At 67.4% G+C, this 22,211-nt stretch carries 20 protein-coding genes; 13 read left to right on the plus strand and 7 right to left on the minus strand.

Annotated features, from left to right (window positions below; genetic code table 11):
• Nucleotides 1-255: 255 nt before the first annotated feature.
• Complete coding sequence (locus B4915_RS00130; protein ID WP_245907260.1) at nucleotides 256-702, minus strand: DUF3237 family protein; 447 nt, start codon at nucleotides 700-702, stop codon at nucleotides 256-258.
• 235 nt (nucleotides 703-937) lie between these two features.
• Here B4915_RS00130 and B4915_RS00135 point away from each other — a divergent pair, with 235 nt between their 5' ends.
• The gene (locus tag B4915_RS00135) at nucleotides 938-1,690 is read left to right on the plus strand and encodes an IclR family transcriptional regulator (RefSeq protein ID WP_105803867.1); all 753 of its coding nucleotides are present in this window, start codon (nucleotides 938-940) and stop codon (nucleotides 1,688-1,690) included.
• Nucleotides 1,691-1,800: 110 nt separating this feature from the next.
• Nucleotides 1,801-3,000: a 4-hydroxybenzoate 3-monooxygenase gene (locus tag B4915_RS00140; RefSeq protein WP_105803868.1), complete on the plus strand. Its 1,200-nt coding sequence runs from the start codon at nucleotides 1,801-1,803 to the stop codon at nucleotides 2,998-3,000.
• A gap of 76 nt (nucleotides 3,001-3,076) precedes the next feature.
• Here the strand turns inward: B4915_RS00140 and B4915_RS00145 are convergent, their stop codons facing one another.
• The gene (locus tag B4915_RS00145) at nucleotides 3,077-3,937 is read right to left on the minus strand and encodes a metal ABC transporter ATP-binding protein (protein WP_245907259.1); all 861 of its coding nucleotides are present in this window, start codon (nucleotides 3,935-3,937) and stop codon (nucleotides 3,077-3,079) included.
• 55 nt (nucleotides 3,938-3,992) lie between these two features.
• Between B4915_RS00145 and aztB the strand changes: the two genes are divergently transcribed.
• The 8 genes from aztB (at nucleotide 3,993) to B4915_RS14580 (ending at nucleotide 15,533) form a co-directional block, all read left to right on the plus strand.
• Nucleotides 3,993-5,000 (plus strand): zinc ABC transporter permease AztB, encoded by a 1,008-nt coding sequence (gene aztB / locus B4915_RS00150; RefSeq protein WP_105803869.1) that lies wholly within the window; start codon nucleotides 3,993-3,995, stop codon nucleotides 4,998-5,000.
• A complete protein-coding gene (locus B4915_RS00155) occupies nucleotides 5,000-6,376 on the plus strand; it encodes an ABC transporter (RefSeq protein ID WP_105803870.1) in 1,377 nt (458 codons plus the stop codon). Before aztB ends, B4915_RS00155 begins: the two co-directional genes overlap by 1 nt.
• On the plus strand, nucleotides 6,373-7,368 hold the full coding sequence (aztC, locus tag B4915_RS00160) for a zinc ABC transporter substrate-binding protein AztC (protein WP_105803871.1): 996 nt from the start codon (nucleotides 6,373-6,375) through the stop codon (nucleotides 7,366-7,368). The genes B4915_RS00155 and aztC overlap by 4 nt, the downstream gene beginning before the upstream one ends.
• Before the next feature lie 20 nt (nucleotides 7,369-7,388).
• The gene (aztD, locus tag B4915_RS00165) at nucleotides 7,389-8,588 is read left to right on the plus strand and encodes a zinc metallochaperone AztD (protein ID WP_105803872.1); all 1,200 of its coding nucleotides are present in this window, start codon (nucleotides 7,389-7,391) and stop codon (nucleotides 8,586-8,588) included.
• A 144-nt stretch (nucleotides 8,589-8,732) separates the two neighbouring features.
• On the plus strand, nucleotides 8,733-10,460 hold the full coding sequence (locus B4915_RS00170) for a long-chain-fatty-acid--CoA ligase (protein WP_105803873.1): 1,728 nt from the start codon (nucleotides 8,733-8,735) through the stop codon (nucleotides 10,458-10,460).
• 454 nt (nucleotides 10,461-10,914) lie between these two features.
• Nucleotides 10,915-12,372 carry a type III PLP-dependent enzyme domain-containing protein gene (locus B4915_RS00175; protein ID WP_105803874.1) on the plus strand — a complete coding sequence of 486 codons (1,458 nt, stop codon included), beginning with the start codon at nucleotides 10,915-10,917 and terminating at the stop codon, nucleotides 12,370-12,372.
• A 108-nt stretch (nucleotides 12,373-12,480) separates the two neighbouring features.
• The gene (locus B4915_RS00180) at nucleotides 12,481-13,908 is read left to right on the plus strand and encodes an APC family permease (protein WP_105803875.1); all 1,428 of its coding nucleotides are present in this window, start codon (nucleotides 12,481-12,483) and stop codon (nucleotides 13,906-13,908) included.
• 8 nt (nucleotides 13,909-13,916) lie between these two features.
• Entirely contained in the window at nucleotides 13,917-15,533 is a 1,617-nt protein-coding gene (locus tag B4915_RS14580) for a PucR family transcriptional regulator (RefSeq protein ID WP_181158401.1), read from the plus strand.
• Between the two features lie 353 nt (nucleotides 15,534-15,886).
• Here the strand turns inward: B4915_RS14580 and B4915_RS00195 are convergent, their stop codons facing one another.
• Nucleotides 15,887-16,216, minus strand: coding sequence for a HepT-like ribonuclease domain-containing protein (locus tag B4915_RS00195; protein WP_105803876.1), 330 nt, complete (start codon nucleotides 16,214-16,216; stop codon nucleotides 15,887-15,889).
• Entirely contained in the window at nucleotides 16,213-16,551 is a 339-nt protein-coding gene (locus B4915_RS00200) for a nucleotidyltransferase family protein (RefSeq protein ID WP_105803877.1), read from the minus strand. The genes B4915_RS00195 and B4915_RS00200 overlap by 4 nt, the downstream gene beginning before the upstream one ends.
• A gap of 183 nt (nucleotides 16,552-16,734) precedes the next feature.
• Between B4915_RS00200 and B4915_RS14750 the strand changes: the two genes are divergently transcribed.
• Together B4915_RS14750 and B4915_RS14255 are read left to right on the plus strand one after the other, a co-directional pair.
• Entirely contained in the window at nucleotides 16,735-16,992 is a 258-nt protein-coding gene (locus B4915_RS14750) for a PDDEXK nuclease domain-containing protein (protein ID WP_219845062.1), read from the plus strand.
• A 289-nt stretch (nucleotides 16,993-17,281) separates the two neighbouring features.
• Nucleotides 17,282-19,018, plus strand: a complete 1,737-nt coding sequence (locus B4915_RS14255; protein ID WP_146119966.1) for a hypothetical protein — start codon at nucleotides 17,282-17,284, stop codon at nucleotides 19,016-19,018.
• A gap of 187 nt (nucleotides 19,019-19,205) precedes the next feature.
• Here B4915_RS14255 and B4915_RS00210 read toward each other — a convergent pair whose 3' ends face one another.
• Complete coding sequence (locus B4915_RS00210; RefSeq protein ID WP_146119967.1) at nucleotides 19,206-19,982, minus strand: hypothetical protein; 777 nt, start codon at nucleotides 19,980-19,982, stop codon at nucleotides 19,206-19,208.
• Between the two features lie 15 nt (nucleotides 19,983-19,997).
• Complete coding sequence (locus B4915_RS14260; protein WP_146119968.1) at nucleotides 19,998-20,924, minus strand: hypothetical protein; 927 nt, start codon at nucleotides 20,922-20,924, stop codon at nucleotides 19,998-20,000.
• Between the two features lie 264 nt (nucleotides 20,925-21,188).
• On the opposite strand from B4915_RS14260, the gene B4915_RS00215 reads away from it, so the two are divergent.
• A complete protein-coding gene (locus B4915_RS00215) occupies nucleotides 21,189-21,536 on the plus strand; it encodes a histone-like nucleoid-structuring protein Lsr2 (protein WP_105803879.1) in 348 nt (115 codons plus the stop codon).
• A gap of 77 nt (nucleotides 21,537-21,613) precedes the next feature.
• Here B4915_RS00215 and B4915_RS00220 read toward each other — a convergent pair whose 3' ends face one another.
• Nucleotides 21,614-22,210, minus strand: coding sequence for a recombinase family protein (locus tag B4915_RS00220; protein WP_105803880.1), 597 nt, complete (start codon nucleotides 22,208-22,210; stop codon nucleotides 21,614-21,616).
• Between the last annotated feature and the right edge of the window lies 1 nt (nucleotide 22,211).

Genomic DNA, 22,211 nt, shown 5'->3' on the forward strand with positions numbered 1-22,211 from the left:
TGGATTCCGGGGGTGGCGGGTGAGCTAAAAAAAAAAAATACGATGACGAGGTAGAGACAGCAGCTGTAACAACCACAGTATAGATCGTCCTGCCGTAGCTTCAGGAACAGTCATGACGAATAAGTGGAGTTATGTTTTTATTGACGGCGGCGGCGGCCGAAGAGATTAAGAGACTGGCCAGCGTCGGATGAGTAAGATGGATATAAGGGACAAGCCCGAACCCGCCCCCAGCACCGGCTGGGGGCGGGTTCGGGGTCAGGACACGACTTCGAAGACGTCGATCGTGGTGTGGGTGCCGAAGGCCTCGGCCCGCCCGACGAAGACGCGCTGAGTGAGCCACTGGAGTTCGGGGTCGAGGGTGCGGAACTGCGGGGTGCTCATGAAGAGACCATGCCGCTCGCCCGGGGCGCCCGGGGCGATGCGGCCGACGTTGACCACGTCGACGACGGAGCCGCTGTCGGTGCGGAACCAGTACCTCGCCTCGACCTCGTACGCCCCGTCGGCGCGCTCACGGCACCAGTCGGCGCCGCCGGGCTCGACGCGGCCCGAGATGCGTCCCGTGACCGTGCCGCCCGTGATGGGGATGATCTCGAGCATGTCCGCGCCCCGTCGTTCGACGGGCAGGCCGGGGGCGACCTCGGCGACGATGGTGCAGGCGTGCTCCAGGGCTGGCGCTGCGGGGGCTGCGGCGGGTGCGTGCATCGTCTTCACCTGATTCCTCGTCGACTCGGGTGATCCCTCGGGATTAAAACCAAACCATTTGGTTTATCAATTATCGTGAGCCACAACGGATTCCTTGTCAAGCAGGAAATCGGCACGGTGCAGATTCGTGATCTTCGTGGCACGGCGGGACCGCGGGAGGAGGCCCGGCCCGGCGCGCCCCGCGGCCCCGGGCCACCGGCCGCGGCCGGCGCGGGCCCCGTGGCATGCTGAGTGCATGGCGAACTCCCGGAGCGGCGAATCGGTGATCGAGCGCGTGGTGCGCGTGCTCGAGACCTTCTCCGCGGAGCGGACCGTGCAGACGGCCAGCGAGATCGGGCGCCGCGCGCAGCTGCCGTCATCGACCGCACATCGTCTCGTCGAGGAGCTCGTGGCGAGCGGGATCCTGGAGCGGGACGAGGAACAGCGGGTGCGCCTCGGCATGCACCTCTGGGAGCTGGCGCTGCGCGGCTCGACGGCGCTGCGCCTGCGGCAGGCCGCGCTGCCCCACATGGAGCGCGTGCAGTCCGCGATCCGCGAGCACACCCAGCTCGCCGTGCTCGAACAGGAGGAGGCACTGTTCCTGGAGCGGCTCTCCCACCCCGACGCCGGCGCCAACATCACGCGGGTGGCGGGGCGCCTGCCGCTGCACGCCTCCTCCTCGGGCCTCGTGCTGCTCGCACACGCGGATCCCGGGCTGCGGGAGCGGGTGCTGGCAGCGCCGCTGCGCTCGCTCGGCCCCGGCACCATCACCGATCCGCAGCTCCTGCGCCGGGTGCTCGCCGGCATCCGCCGCTCGGGCCACGTCGTCGCGCCCGGCTCCGTGGAGGGCGTCTCGACGGGGGTCGCCGTGCCGATCCGGGACGCGGGGTCCGTGATCGCCGCGCTCTCCGTGGTGCTCCCGCGGGCGAGCGACCCGGCTGCGGCCGTGCGCGCCCTGAGCGACGCCGCGGTGCGGATCGAGGAAGAGCTGCGCGCCACCCGCGTCTGAGCGCACGGCAGTCCGGGCCATCGACCCCCATTGAATGGGAAATCCTGCCGATTGCGCGCCGCCGCTCCGCACACTGGTGCGTGGACACTCTCAACGAAGAAGGAGCCCCCATGACCGCCGAACGCACCCGCGTCGCCATCGTCGGCGCCGGACCCGCCGGACTCGTCCTCTCGCACCTGCTCGAGCAGGCCGGCATCGAGAGCATCGTGCTCGACCAGCGTACGCGCGAAGACATCGAGGGCACCATCAAGGCCGGCATCCTCGAACAGGGCGCCGTCGACCTGCTCGCCGGGATCGGCGCCACGAGCCGGGTGCACACCGTGGGCGAACGCCACGACGGCATCGAGCTGCTCTTCGGCTCGGAGGAGGCGCCCGAGCGGCACCGCATCGACTTCCCCGGCCTGACCGGCCGCAGCGTCTGGCTCTACCCGCAGCACGAGGCGCTCATCGACCTCATCGCGGCGCGCCTCGCCGCCGGCCAGGATCTGCGCTTCGGCGCCACCGTCACGGCCGTCGAGGGCGTCGACTCGGATCGTCCCCGCGTGAGCGGCACCACCGCGGCGGGCGAGCCCTTCGAGATCGAGGCGGAGTTCCTCGTCGGCGCTGACGGCTCGCGCAGCGTCGTGCGCCCCGCCGTCACCGGCCCCTCCCGCGAGGGCGGCTACTTCCGCGAGTACCCCTTCGCCTGGTTCGGGATCCTGTGCGAGGCGCCGAAGAGCTCGCAGGAGCTGATCTACAGCAACTCGCCGAACGGCTTCGCGCTCATCAGCCAGCGCTCGGAGACCGTGCAGCGCATGTACTTCCAGTGCGACCCCGAGGCGGACCCGAACGCAATGAGCGAGGCCGAGATCTGGGACGCGCTGCAGGCGCGCACCCCCGGCGTCGAGCTCAAGGAGGGGCCGATCTTCCAGCGCGACGTGCTGCGCTTCCGCAGCTTCGTCTCGCACGAGCTGCGGCGCGGGCGAGCCGCCCTCGTCGGTGACGCCGCGCACACCGTCCCGCCCACGGGCGCGAAGGGCATGAACCTCGCCCTCGGCGACGTGATCCTGCTGAACCAGGCGCTGCAGGAGCTGCTGCTGCGCGGCAGCTCGCGCGGCCTGGACGCCTACGCGGAGGCCGCGTCGGAGCGCATCTGGAAGTCGCAGCACTTCTCCTGGTGGATGACCAGCATGCTGCACCTCTCCCCCGAGGCGAGCGACTTCGACCGGCTGCGCCAGCGCGGCGAACTGAGCATGGTCGTCGGCAGCGAGGCGGGCCGCCGCTACCTCGCGGAGGCCTACACGGGCTGGCCCTACCGCACCGAGCTGTAGCGGGAGCGCCGCGGGGCCGGGTCGCCGGCGCCCGCGGCGGCGCGGACGCCAAGCGGGATCGTCGCGCGCAGGAGCCTCAATGCGGTGCGGGCGGGGCGAGGCGCAGCACGCGGTCGGCCTCCGCGATGGCGCGGTCGTCGTGGGTGACGCAGATCACGGCGGCGCCGCGCGCCGCCTCCTCCCGGAGGATGGCCCGGGCACGGTCGGCGCTGCGCTCGTCGAGCCCGGCCCCCGGCTCGTCGCAGAGCAGCAGCCCGGGGCGGCCCACGATGCCCTGCGCGAGGAAGACGCGCTGCCGCTGCCCTCCCGAGAGCGCCGCCAGCGGCTCCGCCGCCCGCTCCGCGAGCTCCACCCGTTCGAGCGCCTCGGTCACCGCGGCCCGCGCGGCCGCACGGCGCTCGCCGCGCCGCAGGACGGCGAGCCGCCCAGCGCCGCCGGAGCCGCCCGCCTCCCTCTCGCCCCGGCGGACGCCGAGCGCGACGACCTCGCGCGCCGTGAGCGGCAGCGTCGCGGGCGCACTGGGCCGCTGCACGACGAGCGCGAGCCGCCCCCGCCGGCTGACGACCCCCGCGCGCGGACGGAGCACGCCCGCGAGGAGCTCCAGCAGCGTCGACTTCCCCGAGCCGTTCGGCCCGACGATCGCGGTGACCTCGCCCGCGCGCGCCTCGACGTCGACGCCCGCGAGCACCTCGGTCCCCCCGTAGGCGAAACGCAGGCCCTCGGCGAGCAGCAGCGGCTCCGCGCCTCCGTGGCCGGGGCTCGGCCCGGGCACCCGTCCGGCCCGCGGCCACGACGCGGACGCGGACCCCGGCCCACACAGAGTCCCCGATCCCGATCCCGATCCCGATCCCGATCCCGATCCCGATCCCGATCCCGATCCCGATCCCGATCCCGATCCCGATCCCGATCCCGATCCCGATTGCAGAGTGTCCTTCACCCGAGCCACCCTAGCAGTTGATAATCATTATCGTTTTTGATTAGAGTGGTCCGACGTGACCGCACTGCTCTCACCGCTCTCCGCCGACTTCGTGCTGCGCGCCCTCCTTGGCGGCGCCCTCGTCGCCGCGATCTGCGGCGTCGTCGGCACCTGGGTCGTGATCCGCGGCATGGCATTCCTCGGCGAGGCCATCGGGCACGCCATGCTGCCCGGCGTCGCGCTCGCCACCGTGCTCGGCGCCCCCGTGCTCGCCGGAGCCGCGATCAGCGCAGCCGTGATGAGCGCCGCCATCGGCGTGCTCCAGCGCCGCGGCCGCCTCTCCTACGACACCAGCATCGGCCTGCTCTTCGTCGCCATGCTCTCCCTCGGCGTGATCATCGTGTCCCACTCGCGCAGCTTCGCCACCGACGCGACCGCGCTGCTCTTCGGCGACATCCTCGCCATCCGCACCACCGACCTCGCAGCCCTCGCCGTCGCCCTCATCGCAACGCTGCTGCTCGCCGCCGTCTTCCACCGCAGCTTCGTCGCGGCGGCCTTCGACCCGCGCATCGCGCACACCCTCGGACTGCGCCCGCAGCTCGCGCACCTCGTGCTCACCGGACTCGTGACCCTCGCGGTCGTCGCCTCCTTCCAGGCGGTGGGCACGCTGCTCGTCGTCGGCCTGCTGCTCGCCCCGGCCGTCGCCGCCAAGGCGTGGACGAGCCGCATCCCCGCGACCATGATCGGGGCGGTGCTCGTCGGCATCGCAGCCGTGATCAGCGGCCTGCTCGCGTCCTGGCACTGGGGCACCGCGGCCGGCGCCTCGATCTCGGCGGCCGCCATCCTGTTCGCGGCGCTCTCCTCCGCAGCCCGCGCCGCCGCCCGCGCCGCCGCCCGCGCGGTCGCCCGCGCCGTCACCGCCCACGCCGCTCCGCGCGGCCCGCGCCGGCCCGCCGAGTCCGGAACCGCCGCGGGCGCAGCAACCGCCGCGGGCGCAGCGGGCGCAGCGGAGGGGCTCAGCGAGGACACACCGCCTCGGCCACTCACCGCCGCCGCGCAGGCGGCCACGGAAAGGAACGCATGATGTCACGCAGGAGACTGCTCGGGTTCACGGCGGTGCTCGCCGTGCTGGGGCTCGCCGGGTGCGGAGGACCCGCCGCGACCGAGGCGAGCGGCGGCGGGGCGCGGTCCTCCGAGTCGCCGGGAGCGGCCGACTCCGGCGCACCGGACGGCCACGGCGCGATCGCAGGCGCCGCCGAGACCGCCGAGGCGCCGCTCGCGCTGCTGTCCGTCGACGCCGCCGGCAGCGTCGGCCTGCTCGACCTGCTCGACGGCACCACGAGCACGCTCGGCACCATCGACGCCCCTGGTACGTCCGGCGCCGGCGCCACGCCGATCGCCCTCGTGAGCGACGGCCGTTACGCCTTCGTCTCCACGGCCACCGGCCTCGCGATCGCCGACTCGGGCCGCTGGACCTGGGACCACGTCGACCACTTCCACTACTACCGCGCAGAACCGCGCCTGCTCGGCACGGTGCCCGGCTCCGGCGTCGCGACCGTGACCACGGGCCCGCTCTCGACCGCCGGCGGCACGGGACTCTTCTTCGGCGCAAGCGGCGAGGCGGTGCTGCTCGACAACCGCGCCCTCTCCGAAGGGCGCGTCGAGGAGCGCTTCCGCCTCGGCACCGGAGCGGACCACGGCCTGCTCGCCCCGCTCGGCGACGGCGCGCTGCTCGGCGTCGACGGCGAGCTCACCGCCCTGAACCGCGACGGCGCGCCCCTCGATGCGCGCATCGCCTGCACCGATCCCGCCGGCGCCATCGTCACCCGGGTCGGCCTGGCCGTGAGCTGCGCCGAGGGCGCCGTGCTCGCCGTCGCGGACGGCGAGGATCCCGTGCTCGAACTCATCCCCACCCCCGCCGGGGCACCTGCGGAGCGCGCCCGCGACTTCGAGGGACGCAAGGGAAGGCCCACGGTCGCGGCGCTCGCGGGCGGCGACTCGCCGGCCGGCTCGGGATCCGGAGCGGCGTCCGGAGCATCAACGCCCGCGGGCGGCTTCTGGCTGCTCGACACCCGCGCCAGGGCCTTGACGCACGTGCCGAGTGCCGTGCCGCTCCTGCGCGTGGCCGCCGTCGACGACGCCGAAGGCCACGTCGTCGCGCTCGACGCGGAGGGACGCGTGCGCGTCTTCCTCGCGGAGAGCGGTGCCGAGACGGGGGCGACCGAGCCGCTGCTCGGCGGAACGCCAGGCGCGGCCGGCGCGGGCGGCACGGAGGAGGCGGAGGATCCGGGATCAGAGCCGCCCGCCGGGGTCTCCCTCACCGTCGACGGACAGCGGGCCTACCTCAGCGACCCCGTCGCGGGCGTCGTCCACGAGATCGCCTACGCGGGTGAGGTGCGCGTCGCACGCACCCTCGAAACCCCCACCGAGCCCCGCTTCGTCGCGGAGGTCGGCCGATGACGCAGGCACCGAGCCCCGCCGCGCCGCGCCGCGGGCACCCGCAGGCCCGCCGCCACGCCCGGCACCGCGCGCTCCTCGCGGCGGGCGCCGCGCTCCTCGCCGCGGGCCTCACGGCCTGCGCCACCGGAAGCCCGGCAGACGGCAGCAGCGGGTCCGGCTCCGCACCGCAGGTGGTCGTCACCACCAACATCCTCGGGGACGTCGTCGAGCAGATCGCCGGGGACGAGGCCGAGGTGACCACGCTCATGCGGCCGAACGCCGATCCGCACTCCTTCGAGATCTCCGCGCAGGAGGCGGCGCTGCTCGACGACGCCGAGCTCATCGTCTCCAACGGGCTCGGCCTGGAGGAGGGCCTCCAGCAGCATCTCGATCGCGCACTCGACGGAGACGCGACCGCGGTCGTCGCGGGAGACCACGTGCGGGTGCTCGACTACTCCTCGGCCGACGCCGCCGGCGCGCCCGACCCGCACTTCTGGACGGACCCGCAGCAGATGATCGCCGTGGTGGACGCCGTCGAGGCGGAGCTGGTCCGGGTCCCCGGCGTCGACGCCGCCGCCGTACGCGCGAACGCCGAGGCGTACCGCGGCGAACTCTCGGCGCTCGACCGCGAGATGGCCGAGGCCTTCGCCACGATCCCCGAGGACCGCCGCGCGCTCGTCACCAACCACCACGTCTTCGGCTATCTCGCCGAGCGCTACGACTTCAGGCTGATCGGCGCCGTCATCCCCGGCGGCACGACGCTCGCCTCGCCCAGCGCGGCCGAGCTCAGCGAGCTCGCGGCCGCGATCGAGGAAGCCGGGGTGCCCGCCATCTTCGCCGAGTCCTCGCAGCCCGATCGGCTCGTGCAGGTGCTCGCGAGCGAGGCAGGCGTGCGCGTGGACGTCGTCGAGCTCTTCACCGAATCGCTGACCGAACCCGGAGAGGGCGCCGACAGCTACCTGACCATGATGCGCGCCAACACCGAGCGCGTCACCGACGGCCTCAGCCGATGAGGCCACCAGAAAGGGAAACCATGAAACGACACGCACGAGCGGCCGCGGCGGCGGCCGCCCTCGCCTCCTTCTCGCTGCTGGCGACCGCCTGCGCGAGTCCCGGCGGCGGTGAGGCGGCAGGAGCCGGATCCGGAACCGGATCAGCGTCCCCCAAGGGGCGCGTGGCCGTCGCCTACGCCGGCGGCATCGCCGTCCTCGACCCGAAGACCCTGGAACCGCTCGGCGAAGTCGCCACGGAGGAGTTCACCCGGCTCAACGCCTGGGGAGACGGCCGCACCATCGCGGTCACCACCTCCGCCGGCTTCCAGCTGCTCGACACCGCCGCACCCGAGCTGACCGGACTCGTCTTCGAGGCGGGCGCCGCCGGTCACGTCGTGCGCCACGGCGGCAAGACCGTGCTCTTCGACGACGGCACCGGCACCACCACCATCGCCGACACCGACGCGTTCTCCGCCGGCTACGACGCCCTGCCCGAGACCGCGGTGTACACGGCCGAGGCCGCGCACCACGGCGTCTCGATCGTGCTGGAGGACGGCACGCTGCTGACCACCGTGGGCGACGAGAACGCGCGCAGCGGTGCGGCCGCCCTCCACGCCCACGACGACCACTGGCACGAGGAGGCCGTGAACGCCGACTGCCCCGGCATCCACGGCGAGGGCACCGCAGCCGGTGAGACCGTGGTCTTCGGCTGCGAGGACGGCGCGCTGCTCTACGCCGACGGCGAGTTCACGAAGCTCACGGCACCCGATGCGTACGGCCGCATGGGGAACGCCTTCGTCAGCGAGGGCAGCCCGATCGTCGTGGGCGACTACAAGGACGACCCGGACGCCGAGGGATACCTGCTGAACGCCGTCACCCTGATCGACACCGAAGCCCAGAGCTTCGAGGTGGTGCGGCTCCCCGAGGAGGTGCGCTACACCTTCCGCGACATCGCGCGCGGGCCCGGCGACCTCGCCTACATCCTCTCGACCGACGGCAGGATCCACACCCTCGACCCGGAGACCGGAGAGCTCGTCGACGCCACCGAGGTCATCGCCCCCTGGGAGGGCCCCGCCGACTGGCAGGATCCGCACCCCGCGATCACCGTGAACGGCGACATCGCCTACGTCACCGAGCCGGCGGCGAAGGCCGTGCACGCCGTCGACCTCACCACCGGCGAGACCGTCGCCACGGCCGAGCTCGCCCACGCCCCCAACGAGATCGCCGTCGCGCTCGGCTGAGACCCGAACGCAGGCCCGACCGCGCACGACGCAGAAACGGCCCGGGTGCGCAGGGGCACCGGCGGCGGCGAGCGCGCCGCCGGTGCCCGGGCGCCGCACGAGCCTCGCGAGGGGCCGTGCGGCGCCTGTCACTATCCTGGGTGCATGGAGATGAACCGCAGCCGGGCCTGGAACCGCTTCTACGCGCCGGGCACTCCCGTCGACATCGAGCCGGTCACCGGTTCGCTCATCGATCTGCTCGACGAGCGGGTCTCCCAGTGGCGGGATCGCGACGCGATCAGCTTCTTCGGCGCCACCGTCAGCTATCGCGAGCTGGGGGATCGCGTTTCGCGAGTCGCCGCCGCGCTCAGTGAGCTCGGGGTCGGTGCGGGCGACCGCGTCGCCCTCGTCATGCCGAACGCGCCTCAGCACATCGTCGCCTTCTACGCGGTGCTGCGCCTCGGCGCGGTCGTCGTGGAGCACAACCCGCTCTACACGCGCGACGAGCTCGAGGTGCAGTTCCGCGACCACGGCGCCCGGACCGTGATCGCCTGGGACAAGGTCGCGCCCACGATCCGCTCGCTTCCCGCCGAGCTCGGGATCCGCACCGTCGTCTCCGTCGACATCACCCGCGCCATGCCGCTCTCCATGCGCCTGAAACTGAAGCTGCCGCTCCGGCAGGCCCGCGAAGCCCGCGCAAAGCTCACGGCGCCCGCGCCCGGCACGATCCCCTTCGCGCAGCTCGAACGCCACGCCCCGCTCCCGGCCGGCCACCCGCGCCCGGATGCCGGGGACCTGGCCTGCCTGCAGTACACCTCCGGCACGACCGGCACCCCGAAGGGCGCGATGATCACCCACGCGAACCTGTGGGCGAACGCGCGGCAGGGCGCGGCCTGGATGCCCGAGTTCACCCGCGGCGAGGGCAGCATCTACGGCCTGCTCCCGATGTTCCACTCCTTCGGCCTGCTGCTCTCGGTGATCTACTCGGTGGAGACCGGATCCCGCGCCGTGCTCTTCCCCACCTTCGATCCGGAGCTCGTCAGCGAGGCGGCGAAGAAGTTCCCCCCGACCTTCGTCCCGGCCGTTCCGCCCATGTTCGACCGGCTGTCACGCGTCGCCCGCGACGGCAAGCTCGACCTGAGCGGCGTCGTCTACGCGATCTCGGGCGCGATGACGCTCACCCCGGCCGTGGTGCAGCGCTGGGAGGAGCTCGCCGGCAGCATGCTCAACGAGGGTTACGGCCTCACCGAGACGAGCCCGGTGGCCCTCGCGAACCCCTTCAACGACGCGCGCAGGATCGGGGCCATCGGCCTGCCGTTCCCCTCGACCGACATCCGAGTCGTCGATCCGAACGAGCCCAGCCGCGAGTTGCCGCTCGGCGAGGCGGGCGAGCTGCTCATCAAGGGCCCGCAGGTGTTCCAGGGCTACTGGAACCGGCCCGAGGAGACCGCGGCGACGCTTCTGGACGGGGGCTGGCTGCGCACCGGAGACCTGGTGGTGCAGGACGAGGACGGCTTCGTCACCGTCGTCGACCGTAAGAAGGAGCTCATCATCACGGGCGGCTTCAACGTGGCGCCCACCGAGGTGGAGCAGGTCGTCACCCGGGTGCCCGGCGTCGCCGAGTGCGCCGTGGTGGGCGTGCCGCGCGGCGGCGGGGCCGAGGTGGTGACGGCGGTCGTGATCCTGGAGGAGGGCGCCGAGTTCGACCAGGATGCGGCCCGCGAGATCGCGCGCGAGCACCTGGCCGAGTACAAGCGCCCCTCCAGCTATCTCGTCTGGGAGGAGCTGCCGAAGTCGCTCATCGGCAAGGTGCTGCGCCGCCGCGTGCGCGACACCCTCATCGCCGACCGCCGCGCCGTCCGCGCCGCCCCCGCCGAGGACGACGCCGCATAGCGCCCGCCGGGCTGCCCGGCGGACCAGGCCAGGCCGGCCCGGGGCTCGGGAGTGCCCGGGGAGCGTCCGATTCGTCGCAGTGCCGGCTCGCGGCGCTCGATGGCGGGTGAGCGAGCTCGCCCGCCGGGAGCGGGACGACAGCGCCCGGATCGGCGTGTCGACGCCCGGCGGGCACCCGGACGTCCCGCCGCGTGCCCGCGGGGAACGGGCGGGGCGGGTCGTCAAGGGGGGGGTGCACAGGGTTCGGCGGGCGGCCTCGTTGGATCGCACAGTCGCGGCTGCGCTCGGCCCCGTGCTGTGCGGATCCCACCGGACCAGGGGTCCGCTTGGGCCTCGCCGACGATGCGGGGACCGCGCGTCCGGCGATGAACTGGGTTCGAGGCCGCCGACTCCGGGCACGCAACGCGCGAGGCGCACGCGCCAGCCTCGACGACGCCGAGACGAAAGGAACACGATGACCGAGCTGGACCTCGCCGGACGCCGCGAGCTGATCCTGCGAGCCGCGATCGCGGAGGGACTGGTCGACCGGGACCGGGAACCCGTCGCCGCGTTCCTCGACCTCGGCGCCGTCGCCGCGAACGTCGCGGCGCTGCACCAGGGGTTCGCGCGGGAGGCCCCGCACGCCGACGCGCTGCACGCCTTCGCCGCGAAGGCGAACTGCCTCGTCCCCGTCCTCGGGTTCCTCCGCGAGCAGGGCATGGGATGCGAGGTGGCGAGCCTCGGCGAGCTCGCCCAGGCCGAAGCGGCCGGCTTTCCCGCCGAGCGCATCGTCTTCGACTCGCCCGCGAAGACGATGCGCGAGCTGCGCCACGCACTGCGCCTCGGCGCCACCGTCAACGCCGACAACTTCCAGGAGCTGGAGCGGATCGCCGCGATTCTCGCCGAGCATCCCTCCCCCTCCCGGATCGGGGTGCGCCTGAACCCCCAGGTGGGCCTCGGCGGCATCGCGGCGATGAGCACCGCCGGCGCCACCACCAAGTTCGGCGTCCCGCTCCGCGACCCGGGCAACCGTGAGCGCCTGCTCGCCTGGTATCGCAGCCACCCCTGGCTCACCGCCGTGCACGCCCACATCGGCTCGCAGGGCTGCCCCCCGGAGCTCGTCGCCGCGGGACTGCGCGAGGTGCTCGACTTCGCCGCCGAGGTCGACGCGCAGGCGGGCAGGCGCCAGATCCGCGCCGTGGACATCGGGGGCGGCCTCCCCGTCGACTTCTCCTCCGACGCAGCGGCGATGTCGCCCTGGGGCGCCTACTTCGCACAGCTGCGCGACGCACTGCCCGAGCTGTTCGACGGCCGCTACACGGTCATCACGGAGTTCGGCCGCGCGGTCACCGCGAAGCACGGCTTCATCGCCGCGCACGTCGAGTACACGAAGAGCGCCGGCGGGAGGCCCATCGCCGTGACCCACGCCGGGGCACAGCTCGCGACCCGCACCGTCTTCATGCCCGAGGCCTGGCCGATCCGCGTCGTCGCGCACCATCCCGACGGCCGCCACAAGGCGGGTGAGACGATCCGGCAGGACGTCGCCGGACCCTGCTGCTTCGCCGGAGACCTCATCGCGACCGACCGCGAGCTGCCGCCCCTCGTCCCCGGGGACCTCGTCACGCTGCTCGACACGGGCGCCTACTACTTCTCGACGCCGTTCTCCTACAACTCGCTGCTCGAACCCGGCGTGTACGGGGCGCGGATCGACGAGGACGGGCGCGTGAGGTTCTCCACGATCCGCGCCCCGCAGTCGATCGCCGAGCTCCTGCGCCGGACGGGCGGGGATCCCGCGCAGCTCTCGGATCCCGGTCCTCGTGCAGATGCCCCACCCCACGAGCATCCAGCCCCGACCGGGCATCCCGTCACCGCGCATCCCGCACCGAGCGAGCACCCCGCGCTCCTGCACCACAGCGCCGCGACCGCGCCCTGATCCCCCACCCCATCTCGACACCGAACGCCGCGGGCCGATGGCGGCCCCGGCACCGCACCCGACCGCGGGAGGCGCGAGCCCCCGCCCCCCACTCGAAGGAGAGTCCCCATGACCAGTTCGTTCCCCGTCGTCGCCGGAGGCGAGCCCGCCCGGCCCCTCAAACGGGTGCTCGGACCCAAGCTCCTGCTCCTGTTCATCGTCGGAGACATCCTCGGCACCGGCGTCTATGCGCTCACCGGCTCGGTCGCCGCGGAGGTGGGCGGCGCGGCCTGGCTGCCGTTCCTCATCGCCTTCGCGGTCGCCCTGCTCACCGCGTTCTCCTACCTGGAGCTGGTCACGAAGTACCCGCTCGCGGCGGGCGCCGCCCTCTACACGCACCGCGCCTTCGGCCTGCACTTCCTCACCTTCATGGTGGCCTTCGCGGTGATGAGCTCCGGCATCACCTCGGCCGCGACGGCCTCGCGCGCCTTCGCCCTGAACTTCACGGCGGCCTTCGGCATGGACTCGGCCACCGCGCTCATCACCGTCATCGCGGTCGCCTTCATGCTGCTGCTCGCGGCGGTGAACCTGCGCGGCGTGGGCGAGAGCGTCCGCATCAACGTCGTCCTCACCCTGGTCGAGGTCTCCGGCCTGCTGCTCGTCATCGTGCTCGGGCTCTACGCGATCCTCGGCGGGCGGGCCGACCACCTGGAGCAGGTGGTCATGTTCGAGACCGCGGACGGCAAGAACGCCTTCCTGGCCGTGTCGGCGGCGACCTCGCTCGCGTTCTTCGCGATGGTCGGCTTCGAGGACTCGGTGAACATGGCCGAGGAGACGAAGGACCCGGTGCGCATCTTCCCGAAGATCATGCTCATCGGGCTCGGGATCACTGGCGGCATCTACGTGCTCGTGTCGTTCTGCGCCGTCGCCCTGGTGCCGGTCGGGAGCCTCGCGAACGGCGAGGTGCCGCCGCTGGTGCAGGTCGTCGAGGCGGCGGCCCCCGGGCTGCCCTTCGCCCAGATCCTCCCCTGGATCTCGATGTTCGCCGTCGCGAACTCGGCGCTCATCAACATGCTCATGGCGAGCCGCCTCGTCTACGGCATGTCCCGGCAGGGCGTGCTGCCCCGCTTCCTGGGCCGGGTCTCACCACGCCGCCGCTCCCCCTACGCCGCGGTGATCCTCACCACCGCACTCGGCGTCGGCCTGACGACCGTCGTGGGCGCGCTCGACGCCGACTCGGTCTCCACGCTGGGCGGCACGACGGCGCTGCTGCTGCTCGCCGTCTTCGGGCTCGTGAACATCGCGGTGCTCGTGCTGCGCCGCGACCGGGTTGCGGGCAAGCACTTCGTCGCGCCGAGCTGGGCCGCCGGGCTCGGCGCGGTGCTCTGCACCTGGTTCGTGCTCCCCTTCTCGGGGAGGGCGGCGGAGCAGTATCTCGTGGCGCTCGTCCTGCTCGGCGTGGGAGTCTTGCTGTGGGGGCTCACGTGGTGGTTCACCCGGCGGCGCACGCCGGAGAACGCGGAGCGGGAGTCCCGCACGCAGACCGTTCCGAGCTGAGGAGGCCCATGCCACCGTCCCACGACGACCCCGGATCGCCGCTGCTGCTCGACGTGCTCCGCGTCGTCGGCGGGGGGATCGCGCGGCGGCTCACCCCGGACTCCCGGGAGGACGTCCCGGTGGGCCGGGTGACGATCCTCGATCCGCTGGAACCCGAGCTCGCGGCCGGGGACATCCTGCTCGCGGTCGGGGTGGATGCGCGCGCGGACGCCTTCGCCGCGCTGCGCTCCGCGGCGGACGAGGCGGGCGTTGCCGCGCTCGTCGTCGGCGTAGGCGACCCGAGGGGTGTCGCGGGGGCGGAAAGCAGTCTCGCGGGTGCGCCGGACGGGGGTCCCGGCGTCTATCTGCGCGCGCCCTGGGTGTCGTGGTCCGACACGGCGGCGGCGTTCCGCATGGCGCTGCGCGGGGCGCGCACCCAGCTGGAGGCCCCCGAGACCGGGATCGAGCTGGGCGATCTCGACGCGGTCGCCGAGCTGATCGCGGCCCGGGTGCGGGGGTCGGTGACGATCGAGGATCTCGACTCGCAGGTGCTCGCCTACTCCTCGACCGGCGGCGACGTGGATGCGCGCAGACGGGAGGCGATCCTCCGGCGGCGCGTCCCGCCGGAGCGGGTGCGCGAGCTGCTCCGCTCCGGGTTCCTGCAGTGGCTGTCCTCCACCACCGAGGTGGTGCACCGGCCCGCGGGCGAGGGCGAGCCGGAGCGCCTCGTCATCGCGGTCCGCGCGGCAGGCGAGATGATCGGCTCGATCTGGGTCGCGGATCTGCGCGGGGACGTGGAGGAGGCGAGCGCGGCGCTCCGCGACTCGGCGAACCTCGCCGTGCCGCACCTGCTCTACGCCTCCGCGCTGCGGGCCGGCAGGCTGCACGACGCGACGGCGGCGGTGCACGAGCTGCTGAGCGGGGAGGTGCCGCCGGCGGAGGCGGCCTCCCGGGCCGGACTCACCGCGGATGCGGCGGCGGGGGTGCTGCGCATCGGCCTTGCGGACGGTACGCGCCTCGCGGGGGCTCGCACGCGCCTCGCCGAGCGGCTGGGCGCGCTGGCCGGGCACTACGGCTGCCGGGTGTCGACGATCGCGGATGCCGGTGAGGTGACGGCGGTGCTCTCGGGCTTCAGGGATATCGACGCGGCCGGGACGGGACTGTGGTCGATGGCGCAGTCGCTGGGCGACGGCCCGGGTTCGCGCGAGATGCCGCTCGTCATCGGCGTCGGCGAGGCGGCGCCGTCGCTGCACACGCTCGCCGCTTCCGCGGAGTCGGCGGCGGCGGCCTTCGCCGCGCTGCGCTGGGAGGGCCGCAGCGGAGCGGCACGACTGGACGAGGTGGCGGAGGGCGCCGCGCTGCACCACATCCACCGGCTGCTGCGCGGGGCGCAGCCGCCGGTCGCGACGCCCGTCGACCGCCTGCGGGCCCACGACGCGGAGCACGGCTCGGATCTGACGCGCACACTCGACGAATACCTGGCGGCTTTCGGCAATGTCACGGCGACGGCCGCCGCCCTGAACTACCACCCGAACAGCCTGCGGTACCGCCTGAACCGCATTCAGGAGATCAGCGGGATCCGTCTCGACGACCCCGATTCCCGCCTCCTCGCCCAGCTCCAGCTCCGCCTCATGCCGCCCGCCTGACATCCCCGCCCCGCTGACGACCCGGACGGCCCGGCGGGGCCTGCCGGCGGCGGTGCCGGCGGGAGCGACCGCTGTCCGGGCTGAGCCCGCGAGGTGGCCTGCGAGCGCGAGCGTCTCCACCGGCTGCCCGGTGAACTCGGCGATCAACCCGAAGTCCTTGTCGGCCGCGAGCACCGTCAGTCCGGTCAGTCGCCGGCAAGAGCACCGAGCTCCGGCCCCTGAACATGCTTTTACTCGCCGTGCCCGTTTCGTTCACGGGCCGCATCGTGCAGCAGATCGGCCGCATCACCCGCGACGACGAGGCGACGCCACGGAACCGAGAGCTGTATCTGCTACGTCATCGTTGCACCAATTCACTCAAACCGAGCGAGGAGCCTTTCGGCCGCTGCGGCAAGCATCGGAATGTCGTTTCGTGCGGTCGCGAACACGATCGAGTGCGCGGTGTCGAAGTATCGGTGAGTCAGGAAGTCTCGCATCCGAGTGATGTCACTCCAAGGGACGCCGGCCTCGTTCACAAGATTCTCGGCGCTGAGGCCTTTGACCGCCTCGCCGATCTCGACCAATCGGATCCGAATCGCGTCGAACACCAGGTCCTCATCTGCCGCCGCACGGGCGAGATGGTTCTCGATCGCCGAACACGCGATCAGAACATCTTGCAGACGATCCCGGTCATTGCGGCTCATAGTCTGATCTCGTCCTTGGCGATGCTCTTCGCGATATCGGCCTTCACATCGGCTCGAGGAACCAGGTCGACGGACATCCCGAGGATCTCCTGAGCGATGCCTTGCATGCGAAGCAGAGCGAACAGCCCGACATCCGCTTCGAGATCGACGAGGAGGTCGACGTCACTGTCAGGCCGCTCCGAGCGCCGCGCAACACTGCCGAACACAGAAATGCTCCGCGCCCCCAGTGGGGCGAGCGCTCTGCGAAGATCACCGGCGCGAGCCACAACCACGTCGAGCGTCTCTCCCCGGCCCGGTGGCCGCGGAGCAGAAGCCTGCTGCGCCGTCGTGCTCATGCCGCAAGAATACCTGTTCGCAGATGGATGGGGCGCGAGAGTCGTCAAGCGGCTCTCGCGCGGGCTGCGGCAGGCCTTCCCCCGATCTCGGCGGCTTCTTTCGCGCGAACCTCATGTGCATGCGGGCCTTCGCCGGGCCTGGGACGAGGACGCAATCGTCCAACAGTCTGTTGGACGATTGCCGTGGGACCCGAGCATCTCGTCTACATGACCACCGTTGACGAGTTGCTGCGGCACGAGGCCGACGAACCGACCATCGGCCTGCCGCTGTGCAAGACGAAGAACGAAGCGGTCGCCGAGTACGCGCTCCGCGACACCACGCAGCCGCTCGGCGTCGCCGAATACCAACTTGTCGAAGCGCTCCCAGATCCGTTGCACACCGCGCTCCCGACCATCGAGCAGATCAAACGCGCACTCGGAGCCACTGTCAGCCGCAGCTGACCGCCCCTGGGGCTTGCGAACGGTGCAGAACGCGCGGGCTTCTGAGTAGCGATCCTTCGGTCGGCGATGCTTGCGAAGCCGCAACCGGAGCGCCACGCCGGCCTTCGCGCGTCGCAACCAATTCCGGGGCTATTTGATTTACTTCGTTACTCCCGGATCAGACGTTGAATCGCCACTCGGTTTCAGGACTTTCCTCCATGTGTAAATCGTTGAAATCACGCGGAATTTAGATCATCTTGATAGGCTTTACAAGCTTGGATTTACAACTTAGCTTGAAGCGAGAACCCTCATGGCAACCAATCGCACGCATCGCGAGAGTATCGCAGTAGAAGGCGGCAGAGCAACGCTCAACGCTCCCCGAGACGAAAAGCGCCCCTATTGGGTTGTTAATTGGGTCGATGACGACGGCAAGAAGAGAAGCACAAGCGGAGGCAAGACAGAAGCCTCCGCAAGACTCAAAGCAAAACAAGTTTTAGAAGACTACTTGCCCCCACATCTTCGCAAGGGAGCACAGGCTCCAACCTGGAATGTTGCAGTGTCGCAGTTCCTTGAAGGAAATCGCGAGAGGTGGGCACCTCGAACTTACGACAATTACAGCTATGTGGTTCAGACCTTTTTGAAACAACTGGGCGAGAAAAGGGTTTCGCAACTTTCGCCGGAACTTATCGAATCGGTGAGTGTTTCCCATCTCAACCGAGAAGGTCGCAAAAAGGTTCGCTCACTCATTAGAGGGTCTCTCACACCTCATCAGGGTTTCATCATGGTTGATGTTGAACTACTTGCAAAAGCTGTAAAACTGGAAGGCACCAAGGCAGCAGAACGAGATGTTGCAGTTGATCGTGGCGATATCGCCCCTGCCGATCTGGTGAATGCTTCAATCTTGTGCGCGGCTTCGACTCTGCAAGCTGACCCAAGAAAAGCAACCACTCCTTTTGAAGCTCCCAACTACCAAGAGGGCAGCCATGAACAGTTCAAAGACACACCTGGCAAGTTCAGCGATGGACTCCCCCAGCATCTTGTAGAACGCCATTTCAGAGGCACACCGAGGCAATACAGCGAAGAAGCAATTGAGCGCCGCAGAGAGGCTGACAGGCTCGAAGGAGCGGAGTTGTGGAGTCGCGTAGCTCTTGCCCTCGCACTTGCCGCTGGTGGCGGGTTAAGACAAGGAGAATTGCTTGCCTTACGACCACGCCATTTCTTCACCAAAGAAGATCTGCAAATGGTCGTTGGAGCACTTGGAGCGAATGAGAACGATCTCATGTGGCTTGGCTACCACGGCACTGTTCAGGTTGAGGAACAGGCGACGCAGGCAAGCAAAGGGAAGATTTGGATTACGAGACCCAAGAACCGCAAACCCCGAACCGTAAGGCTCCCTGCACTTCTGCCGCCCATCGGTGGTTCGCGCGATACAACGAGGAATCAGCTCCGGCGCGTTCTTCCAGAGTATGCAGAGAAAGGCTCACTTTGGAGCATGACACCGAAGATGGCACGGAGCTGTTGGGAGGCAGGATTTCCACCCCTGAACTATTTGCTGTGGCTTCGAATGCGATCGATCTGGCAAAGCGAGCCAGTTCAATCCTTAACAAACAAACAAGCTCAGCTCAGGGCTTTTCAAGACTCTCTACTGTTCCCCACACGCAACCCAGCGAGGAAGACAAAAACCGGGGAACCCAATGTTCAAGCTGAGGCAGGTTGGAAGCACCGTCTAGCCGTTCCTGAGGGTTCCGGCAGCTATCAGAGTGCTAGCAATTGGGCGAAGCGATTCATTAACCCGTTGCTTGACTATGTGGGAGAACATTTGGACTCTGCACCCGCCCACAGAATGAACATTGAGGGTCAGCGCAAAGGCTGGACTATGCACGCATATCGCCACTACGCGATTAGCTGTTGGATTGCTTCTAGGGCAAACATTCCACTTCCAGAAATTGCGGAGCAAGCAGGGCACTCAAACATCAGCTTCACTTACTCGCGCTACGCTCATGCTCTCCAAGATTCACGGGTAGCAAAAGAGGGTTTTGAATACTGATTTTCAGCGCAGCCAAGAAGGCGGAAATTCGATCCTGTGGAGCACCCTGAATAGCGACGGAGCTACGGGGCGTTTTCGGGCACAAAAATAGCCATTTCAGAAGGTTTCTTCCAAAATGGCTATTTTTGTGTAGTGGGTGGTGATTGAAGCTGGTTAGCTGTCAAAATCGCTCCTGTGCGTTGCGGGGTTAGATCTGCGTGAGTGCGGATCGTGCCATGGCAATGTAGTTTATGACTGTTTCTTCCGTGAATTGCTCACTCACGAAGAGGTATTCTGACGAACTCACTGTTTCAATCGAGTGGATCCCGTCTGGGGTCTCTGTCGAGAGCGTCATTTCATCGACATTCCTTGCAGTAAGTTCTCTCTCGCGGATTCTCGCAACAAGCCCCTTGATGAAGTCCGCTTCGTGGCTTGTGATCAAGTCAGGGTTTTCTAGCAACTCTTCCGCATCACAGAGCATTCTGAAATGAATCCAGTTGAGGGCGTTCTCTTCCCCTGGGGTGCGGGTGGTGATTCCCGTTGAACCTTGTTTGCCAACGGTGATCGCCATTGGCTGACCGTCAATCATGATGTTGAGGTTCCCGAAGGGTTCCAAAACCTCTGGGGTGATTTCGCTTCCGTCAAATAGCGCGAGTGCAGCGTGCGAGAGTTCCGAGAATTTCTCATCAGTCAGGTAGGTAGAGAGGATCTCTTGCGCCCAGATTGTGAGCTGGGTGTTAGAACAGTCCGAGGCAAATTGATAGACACCATTCATCCTGAATTTCACATAGTGCTTTCTCTCATAGAAGGTGCGCTTGTGATGCGCGACAAACTTGTTCTTTTGTTCAAAAATCACTGGCGCTTGGGCTGCAACCTCGCTTGCCATCGAGATGAAGTGCCCATTGACGTATTCGATCATTCGAGGGCGCATCTCTTCAATTGAGTTTGCGATTACTTTTCTTCTTGTTTCATATCCGATGTTCATTATTTATCTTCTTTCTTAGTTAGTGGTGGTGTTGGCGCGGAGCAGTGGGAGGAAGTAGCTGGGAGTCCAGTAAGTGCAAGGCTTTGCCTCTGGGGAGAAAGCCTCCATGTAGCGATTCGTGAGTTCTTCTTCGTCAAGCGTTGCGCGAATGCCATATCCGTCGCATAGCATCTTGAAGATCAGCACATCCCGGAATAGTTGGTTGTGTTCTTCCCTGACGGAGATTGCGTTTGCTACTTCTATGAGGGCTGCTCGATTCCAACGGTCGATATCCAAAGCGCTTTCGAAGTTCAGCGGTGAGGTTGTGCCCTCTTTCATGCAGAGCACCCAGTCGTTGAAGCAATCCCAGAGTTTCCTTTCACCGACTCCGTGCAGCAGGATCAGCAGCTCATACGAGAGATGGGCGAGGATTTGAGCATGGGCACGCGTCTTCAAGCCAAGACTCTTTGTCGGCAAGAGCTGCAAGGCTGGGGCAATGCTGTGAGGTCCGACCAATGTTCCAAACTCGTGAAACTCAGGATCAACATCAAGCTGTTCAAGCTCATCGGCTTCATACGCCAGAATTACATCACCCGAGAATGCCAAGAGAACTCCGCTAACTTGATATAGCTCTGCGAGCACTGCTTGCATATCAAAGCGCTTAGCGTTTAGCTCAACTTCTGAACTGAGGACCCTTAGGAATAGTTCGCACGCGATTTCCTGCTGAGAAAATCCGCGGCAGATCTTACGGAATTCTGGGTTCGCAATATCCGGGATATGAGCCGCAAAGGATTGCGCCATTTCATCAATCTTCAAGAATTGATCCAGTATCGTGAGGTCTGAATACTCCCCTTCGAGAAATGAAATCATTTCAAACCCGAGAACACTATAATTCAGAGGATTACCCTCAATAGCCTTATTTAAACCAAGCTCAACCGCTTCTTTGGAAATAATTTCTTTCATAATCTTTACCTTTCGCATTAAGTAGCTCTTTGTGCTACGATTAATAATCTAGCATTTCAGAAAGATAAAGTAAAGCCACAAATGTGCATTCTTTGGGCATTTGTGGTATATTATATAAATAAATTACCCCTGAATCCCTTTTGTGGTCTAGAAAATAGATTTTCAAAAGAATTTTATATAATCTTTTAAATTACGGCGTGTCGCGGTAGATTTGTCGTAATACTCATGTACAGAAGCCCTTCAAAAAATTTTTAGGAGCAGGAAATGGCGCGCGAAGATATTACGATTTTTAGGGACGATTTCACCGGCGAAGAAGGTGCGACAACGATTGCGTTCTCCTTTGAAGGCAAAGATTACGAAATGGAACTCGGCGAGGAGAACCGGCAGAAATTTGCTGATGCCCTTGCTCCTTACATTCGGGTCGCAAGAGCCGCAAAAGTCGCAAAAGCCCCTGTAAGCGCACCAAAGCCTGCCAATGACCCTGCAACCCGTCGCGCTGCTGCTGAGCGAGTAGCGGCGATCCGAGAGTGGGCACAAGAGCAAGGGATGGAAGTTTCTGATCGTGGCCGTCTGCCGTTTGATGTCATTGAGGCTTACGACAAAGCGCACTAGGAATGCATACGAAAGAACCCCCTGAGAGTTGCTGTAATCGCTTCTCTCAGGAGGTTCTGTGGTTAGTGGGCTGAATCTCATGGAGTGAGTGCAAGAGCCTCCCTCGCTCTCCTAATGCGATGATAGGTTGCAACGCTCACATCAAGTTGCTTTGCCTTCTCGCTTACCGTCATTCGCGGATACTTGAATTCAATCTCACTCAGCTTCTGAATTTGTTCAGTGTGGTCAGCCTCCGGTCTCCCAAACTTCTTCCCAGCTTGCTTGGCTTTCTCAATTCCCTCAGCGGTTCTCTCCGCAATACGATCTCTCTCAAACTCTGCAAAGCTTGCAAAGACATTCAGCATGAGTTTCCCCGTTGGGCTGTTGTCAGTTTTGATCCCCTCAGCAAGAGAAGAAAAGCCAACACCTGCCTGTGTGAATTCATCTATCAACGCGAGAGTGTCCCGAAGGTTTCTACCAAAGCGATCCAGCTTTGAAACAACGACTTCATCTCCTTCTCGAAGTGAAGAACGCATTCTTGTGAGTTCAGGACGATCCACCGAAGCGCCAGACTTTCCGCGATCAATGTAGAGACGCTCACACCCTGCCGCTTTGAGTGCTTCTTCTTGTGTTTCAAGGCTGGTGCCCTGAGTCGCCTGCTTCACCGTGCTCACCCGTATGTAGCCAATTTTCATA

Origin of the sequence: Leucobacter massiliensis (assembly GCF_002982315.1) — a bacterium.
In the GTDB taxonomy this organism is placed as follows: Bacteria; Actinomycetota; Actinomycetes; order Actinomycetales; family Microbacteriaceae; genus Leucobacter; species Leucobacter massiliensis.